Source organism: Microcoleus sp. T3_D1 (assembly GCF_036700405.1).
Taxonomy (GTDB): Bacteria; Cyanobacteriota; Cyanobacteriia; order Cyanobacteriales; family Microcoleaceae; genus Microcoleus.
The window spans coordinates 1-2,004 of the sequence record NZ_JAUBOV010000192.1 but is presented as its reverse complement, the minus strand read 5'-3'; the positions used below and the strand labels follow the sequence as shown (position 1 = coordinate 2,004).

The following is a 2,004-nucleotide window of genomic DNA, read 5'->3' as shown; positions in this document are numbered from 1 at the left end:
TTGAGTTACCTCAGTAGATATATTCTTTTTGTTTACTTATCTTAACATAGTTCGGTTTTTTTGCGCCGACCTACTTATGCAAAAGGAGCTTAGAGAATTTATCGTAATTCTCCCAGTCATCAGGTAAGTAGGCGGGCAGAATTAAACGAATAAGACCAAAGGCTAGAAGCCCTTTACAGCGAGGAAATTGGCTTGTCAGGCTATACGTTTATTTATGCCCGCTCATGCTATTACTAATTGAGTAGCGATTTGAATGGTCAATCATTTTGGAGTTTTGTATGAGTGATGCAACTGACAAAAAAGAATCTGCAAAAGATTACTATGAATTAGGGCTGAGTATGCGCGATCGAGGAAGATTTGATGCCGCAATTGAATCTTTTACACAAGCACTTAATCTAAAACATGATTACAATTGGGTGCATTTCGATCTCGCTAACGTGCTAATGCTTCAAGAAAAAATTGCGGAAGCGATAGCCTCTTATCAAAAAGCAATATACTTTAGTAAAACTCGAATCAATGGATTGTTCTATATGCGAATTGCAGAAGCTTATACAAAGCAAGGTTTGCTTAAGGAAACCATCGAAAACTACAAAAATGCTCTTGCTGTAGATTCTTTTCCTTTAGCATTAAAAGGGGTAGTATTCTCTCGATTAGCTGATATTTTTGTTGATTTAAAAAAGTACGATCAAGCTATTGAAGCTTACGAAAAAGCAATCGAGTATAACGATGAATTTCGCCGATCATTGATTGTATTTAAGCTGGGGGATTTATCTTACAGTCAAGGATACAAACAAAAAGCTTTTGATTATTACGAGCAAGCCATCCACCTTAATTCAGTTGCATCTAACCCAATTTTATATCTGAGTCCAGGAGAGTTTTTAATTCAGAGTAATAGGCTTGATTTAGCAGTGTTATTTTATGAGTCAATGGTGAAGATCGCACCTGATTCATATCAGTGCCGTTATAAACTTGCTTTAGTAAGGTTTCAGCTAGGTCAATATGAAGATGCCATGTCTTTAGCATTACAAACCTTAGAAATTAATCCAAGCTTCATACAAGCAAAGAGAGGGTTAGCCGAGATATGCAAAGCGTTAGGACTTCAAGATGCGGCGATTTCTATTAGTTCGGGGAGTATTCCCTTTGATTTGATACAGAAATATTTGTTAAAAGAGGAGGATAGTTTATCGGCATATATTTCCGAGAAAAACACAAAAGATAATATTCAAATAACTCAAGTTTTTGATAGCGAAATAGTCGCTCTTGCTCCTTCTAAAACAGTTGAAAATCACATTCAATCTAAATTTTTGTCACAAGAATCCTATGTAAAAGAATCCTATGTTATAAAGCTCCTGAATGGACGAGCTTACTCTGATTTTTGGACAAGTGCCATTTTAACATCTCGCAATATATTAATTCCCGAAGTATCTACAGGTTTTTCCAACTTAATCTCAATCTCCAAGCGCTTGCCTGACATCCATAGCTTTTTCGGGAAGGTAGCCTTTTTATCTTCGCGTTTAGGCAGTCGATGTTATTACCATTGGATGCTTGAAGTTTTTCCCAGATTGCAACTTCTAAGGCTTTCAGGAATTGAACTTAATGAGATAGATCGATTTCTTTTTTATCAACCCGATACGAAGTTCTGTTATGAAAGTCTTAACCGCTTGGGGATTCCGCAAGAAAAGATAGTAGATACTTTCAATTATCCGCATATTACAGCAAGTGAACTATTTGTGCCATCACTACCTAGTGGATGTCGTGGAAGCTCTTGGGTTATTGATTTTCTCAAACGCACTTTTCTAGCACAAAGTAATTATGCTCCCAAAGAGCGAATTTACATTAGTCGGCAAAAAGCTCGCGGTCGCAGAATTATCAACGAGAGCGAGGTAATGGATATCCTTTCAAACTATGGTTTTAAGCTTGTATTTCTAGCAGGGTAAACGCATCTTAATTTCAACCTAAAACATGATAAGATCAAGTGTTTAGCTAAATCAAGTGCGTAATTGA

The 2,004-nt window shown here is 36.6% G+C and carries 1 protein-coding gene; it reads left to right on the top strand.

Annotation, left to right across the window (positions count from 1 at the left end):
* The first annotated feature begins 278 nt into the window (after positions 1 to 278).
* Positions 279 to 1,937: a tetratricopeptide repeat protein gene (locus tag QT992_RS33305; protein WP_333341056.1), complete on the top strand. Its 1,659-nt coding sequence runs from the start codon at positions 279 to 281 to the stop codon at positions 1,935 to 1,937.
* The last annotated feature ends 67 nt before the right edge of the window (positions 1,938 to 2,004 follow it).

Coding starts and splice junctions, on each gene's coding strand:
- QT992_RS33305 (WP_333341056.1), top strand. CDS start 279: ATGAGTGATGCAACTGACAAAAAAGAATCTGCAAAAGATTACTATGAA.